Source organism: Lactobacillus sp. UMNPBX19, assembly GCF_002553805.1.
GTDB lineage: Bacteria > Bacillota > Bacilli > Lactobacillales > Lactobacillaceae > Lactobacillus.
In genome coordinates this window covers 1-553 of record NZ_PCYR01000089.1, presented here as the reverse complement: position 1 = coordinate 553, position 553 = coordinate 1, and the positions used below count along the sequence as shown (strand labels likewise).

The window sequence follows — 553 nt, the reverse complement described above, 5'->3', positions numbered from 1 at the left end:
AATCCAAGTGCAGAACAATTAGCAGGTATTATCATTGCCACCGGTTTAGCACAGAATTTAGCAGCTTTGCGAGCCCTTGTTTCAACCGGTATTCAGGCAGGTCATATGGCTTTGCAGGCTAAATCACTAGCTATACAAGTCGGTGCGATGAATGATGAAGTTGAACAATTAGTGGCGCAGCTAAATCAAACTAATCAGATCAACGCAGCGATGGCGCGTCAATTATTACAGAAGATGCGTGATTCACACGCAGAGAACTAAAGATAGGACAGAAAAAATGAAATTTGCGAAAGAAACAATTACATTGTTAGACCAGGTCAATGCACTATATCCTGGATCAGTTGTCTTACGAGGTAACGAAGATGCTAGTGGCATAATTACTCATGATCAAGTATCAACATCAATGTTAGGTACACGACTAATGGTTGAAGTCAATGATGGGACGGCACCTGATTTTTTGGCAACATCAGAATTATTGCTGATGCTTTTGACATTGAACGGGTACCCACAGGTTTATTTTCAATTGAAAGATGATGATGTGGAATTAACGAAC

At 40.3% G+C, this 553-nt stretch carries 2 pseudogenes; both read left to right on the top strand.

Annotation, left to right across the window (positions count from 1 at the left end):
• Nucleotides 1-261: pseudogene (locus CP370_RS09190) on the top strand (hydroxymethylglutaryl-CoA reductase, degradative); the annotation flags it as partial.
• A gap of 16 nt (nt 262-277) precedes the next feature.
• Nucleotides 278-553, top strand: a pseudogene (locus CP370_RS09185) (IpaB/EvcA family protein); the annotation flags it as partial.